This is a genomic window from Bartonella sp. TT119HLJHH (assembly GCF_042193385.1).
GTDB lineage: Bacteria > Pseudomonadota > Alphaproteobacteria > Rhizobiales > Rhizobiaceae > Bartonella.
In genome coordinates this window covers 1-3,457 of record NZ_JBHILS010000048.1, presented here as the reverse complement: position 1 = coordinate 3,457, position 3,457 = coordinate 1, and the positions used below count along the sequence as shown (strand labels likewise).

Sequence of the window (3,457 nt, the reverse complement as noted above, 5' to 3'; positions counted from 1 at the left end):
CCACCAAGAATGGCGCCTTGTGCTTTCAAATCACGCAAATAGGCATTGACGCTTTCACTGACATCATTCATGTAGGTCTTTTTGATATTGCGGTCGACAGCCCATAGATGTCCGCGCAAAATGGCATCATTGATCATATCTGCGGTTCTCACCACCGATAAGAAAGCAAATTTTGTATCGCTTGAGAGGGTGCGATTACCCCAAAGACGATAACCGTTTTCGCGGATGATTGTTGTGATGTTTTGTTCATTAAGAAGGTTGGCACGGCTGGATCTGTCCCCAATGGAAAAATCAATGGGGCGCGCAGTTCCCACAATGCCATTGATCACTTTATTGGAAGGAGAATGCCAAAAACCATGGGTAAAATCTGTTTTGGCAATGACACCAGCAACTGCTGCACTTGCTGGCTGTTCTATGATTTTTCCATCACGATTCACCTTTATAAAAGGGTCAACGATAATAGCGCGTTTTGAATCAAAATCCTTTGCTGTGCTAAGGGCTGCTTCATCTGTCGTGTTTGGTGCATCAAGCACCACAATAGCACGCAGACGCTCTGCAATGCCAATGAGTTCTGCCGCTACAGAATTAGAGGTTGTACTGATTTTGGCTTTGGCTGTCGCACCAGTGCCATCTCCTTCAATCGTCACATTTGGGGCGGTTTGATAATCAAAGCCACTGTCCTTAATGACAATAGAAGTTATTTTTCCATCTTTCAGGATTGCTTCTGCTTCTGCCCCGCCGGCAATTTTAACAGTTGCTTGAGTGTAACCGCTTCCTTGGTTTATCACATCAATATTGCTAAGACTGATAGGGCGTTTGTGTGTAAAGCCTGGAGCGATGAGAATGCGTGGTATTTATCCTACAATGGATTGTGCTCCAATGAAAGCATGAACACCTTCATAAGCACCATTTGCGTTTACACCACCCAGAATATTGGTGAGTGTTGCATTTTCGTTGTCACCTTCTTGCACGCGTACGACAACGACAATTGCTCCTACTTGTTTAAAAATAAGATCAAGGGCATTGGGTAAAGTGCCGCGTCGTTTGCCCGTTTTATCCAGTTTAGCTGCTTGTGAAAGAGAGACCGTTACCAAAACCGGTGTGTTGAGAGGGAATGCTTGTTCATCAGCATCGGGCGCTGTGCCAACAATCCCGATAACTGCCGATTGTACTGCGCGAAGGGGGCGGGTGCCGTCGTCAACTTCAACGACTTCAACACCGTGTAAAAAACCTGTTGCCATTTTATACTCCTTTGAAATATTGGCTAATGAAATGAATGAGAAAAAATGAGGGTTGGATTTGAAATCGCACCCTTTAAAACAGCAAATCATAAGGATTTTGGTTCACTCGCATTTCAAATGCGAGTGAATAGTAAAGGGTAGCATTTCAAATGCGATCCTTTGAAAACAACAATATGTGAAATAATTTTTTAAAAGCATATTGACACTAATAAACCCTCATGTTAATCGAATCACAAGTGCTAGAAACACTAAACCATTAGCGGATAGGTCACGTAAGATCTCTCCCATGCATTTAAAATACTGATTGTCTTTTATGCTATTATTGGCATATAACGATTTTGTCGGGTGTAGCTATGCTATACAATACCTTCTCACGAGGGGAAGACATAGCGACGGACTAATGGCCGTGTTTCTAACGCCCGGCACCCTTAGGGGTGTCAATAGAGACATTAAAACCATTAGGAGTTCATCATGAACAATTTAGTGACAATCAACAATGCTGGTATTGCTGTTACAACTTCTTTAAAAATTGCAGAGGGTGTGGGTAATACGCATAAAACAGTTATACAGTTAGTACGCAATAATCGTAAGGATTTTGAAGAGTTTGGTTCACTTGGATTTGAAATCCAAGTGAGTAAAAGAGACGGTAAAGGTGGTCAAAAGAGAGAAGTTGCTATTCTCAACGAACCACAAGCCACTCTACTCATGACCTATATGCGTAACAATGATACGGTGCGTGCATTCAAAAAAGCCCTCGTCAAAGCTTTCTATGATTTAAAAAACCAATTAATTGATAATGATCGTGATACACGCTTTGATTTTCCAAGCAACTGGGATGAAATGGGATCTACTGAAAAAGCTGTTTATATTTATGGACCGCTTCACATGCATCTTGTTAAAGCCTTTACATTAGCAGAAGAGAGCAAACATTATAAAACGCTTGTTGAAGAAGCCAAGCGAGTTTTAGTAAGCCCTGTTGTAAAAGTAGCTTAAGTTAAAAACATGATTTTATCTCCTCGTCTTTGAGGCGGGGAGGTAGTTAATGGCTCTGTTCCATTTGTATATCCACTTTATTAGCTGTTAATGTTGGAATAGAAGAGACATCAATGTCCCTCAAGGCATGCCATGTATCATAATTGGCTTGAAGCTGTAGCCAAAGGGCTGGTCCATTTCCTAACAATTTACCAATGCGAGCTGCTGTTACGGCTGTGACTGGACGTTCTCCTTTAAGGATACCGTGCAAGTGCTGGCGTGATATTTGAAGAATCCTAGCAATTTCGGTTTTGCTTGCATTTAAATGTTCTAAGGATTCAGCTAAAATTTCTCCTGGATGAGAAGGACAACGATTAGGATTACGTGTGGTCATGGATAGTTTCCTTTACAAATCTTAAAACCTTCAGTGGTATTGCTCTAGATCAACATGGTAAACGTGTCTGTCTTTAAATTCAAAAGTGATACACCAAGGACCATTGATATGAATTGTGTAGCGAGTTGGAGTAAAGCCTTTAAGCATATGAAAATTATAACCTGGTACATTGATATCACTAACTTGAGAAGCAGCGTCAAGGGCATCAAGACGGCGAATAATACGCTGTTGAAGCCTGCTATCAATCTTACTTTTTCCTGTTTCCCAGAGAGATTGGAGGTCTTTATTTTTAAATGTTTTGATCATAGCAAACTCAACAACTTTATTTTAAGTAAGATGTAATGTATTAAGTGACAATTGTCAACAAAAATGTTACAATTTAATGTGATTGATGCCAACACTGTGGAACTACAAGAATTTAAGAAATGAATATCAAACCAATTCGTGCTGAGAGGGAGTACCAAGAAGCTTTAGAAATTGTGTCTGCAATGTTTGATAAGCAGCCAGAAGTTAATACTCCAGAATTTGATAGAATGAAAACTCTTGTTTTGTTAATTGAAGCTTATGAAACAGAACACTATCCTGTTTCTCCACCTCATGCGTAAAGAGAAGAATAGGTGCATGGAGGGGATAAATTTGCACGTTAACATCAAGGATTTTACAAACATACCAACGGCTGTCTGATCAAATATTGCTAAAAACTTAGATCCCTTGCCATTCTTAATAAAGTGAATACGAAGTTTAAATTCTATTGTCATTTTGCTCTCCAAATTAATGAAGAGACCATAACAATTATCTACACTCTCTCATAAGCCTGACACTGTCAGTCAAAAAGGACTTTAAAGAAAGA

At 40.0% G+C, this 3,457-nt stretch carries 4 protein-coding genes and 1 pseudogene; 2 read left to right on the top strand and 3 right to left on the bottom strand.

Annotated elements, in window-relative coordinates; translation table 11 throughout:
* Nucleotides 1-1,241: pseudogene (locus ACFIJL_RS08845) on the bottom strand (phage tail sheath subtilisin-like domain-containing protein); the annotation flags it as partial.
* A 471-nt stretch (nucleotides 1,242-1,712) separates the two neighbouring features.
* On the opposite strand from ACFIJL_RS08845, the gene ACFIJL_RS08840 reads away from it, so the two are divergent.
* Nucleotides 1,713-2,234 (top strand): Rha family transcriptional regulator, encoded by a 522-nt coding sequence (locus ACFIJL_RS08840; RefSeq protein ID WP_375624295.1) that lies wholly within the window; start codon nucleotides 1,713-1,715, stop codon nucleotides 2,232-2,234.
* A 46-nt stretch (nucleotides 2,235-2,280) separates the two neighbouring features.
* On the opposite strand, the gene ACFIJL_RS08835 is transcribed toward ACFIJL_RS08840, so the two are convergent.
* Together ACFIJL_RS08835 and ACFIJL_RS08830 are read right to left on the bottom strand one after the other, a co-directional pair.
* A complete protein-coding gene (locus ACFIJL_RS08835) occupies nucleotides 2,281-2,607 on the bottom strand; it encodes a HigA family addiction module antitoxin (RefSeq protein WP_273791640.1) in 327 nt (108 codons plus the stop codon).
* Nucleotides 2,608-2,637: 30 nt separating this feature from the next.
* Nucleotides 2,638-2,913 (bottom strand): type II toxin-antitoxin system RelE/ParE family toxin, encoded by a 276-nt coding sequence (locus tag ACFIJL_RS08830; protein ID WP_273791641.1) that lies wholly within the window; start codon nucleotides 2,911-2,913, stop codon nucleotides 2,638-2,640.
* 119 nt (nucleotides 2,914-3,032) lie between these two features.
* On the opposite strand from ACFIJL_RS08830, the gene ACFIJL_RS08825 reads away from it, so the two are divergent.
* On the top strand, nucleotides 3,033-3,212 hold the full coding sequence (locus ACFIJL_RS08825; RefSeq protein ID WP_375621862.1) for a hypothetical protein: 180 nt from the start codon (nucleotides 3,033-3,035) through the stop codon (nucleotides 3,210-3,212).
* The last annotated feature ends 245 nt before the right edge of the window (nucleotides 3,213-3,457 follow it).

Coding starts and splice junctions, on each gene's coding strand:
- ACFIJL_RS08835 (WP_273791640.1), bottom strand. CDS start 2,607: ATGACCACACGTAATCCTAATCGTTGTCCTTCTCATCCAGGAGAAATT.
- ACFIJL_RS08840 (WP_375624295.1), top strand. CDS start 1,713: ATGAACAATTTAGTGACAATCAACAATGCTGGTATTGCTGTTACAACT.
- ACFIJL_RS08830 (WP_273791641.1), bottom strand. CDS start 2,913: ATGATCAAAACATTTAAAAATAAAGACCTCCAATCTCTCTGGGAAACA.
- ACFIJL_RS08825 (WP_375621862.1), top strand. CDS start 3,033: ATGAATATCAAACCAATTCGTGCTGAGAGGGAGTACCAAGAAGCTTTA.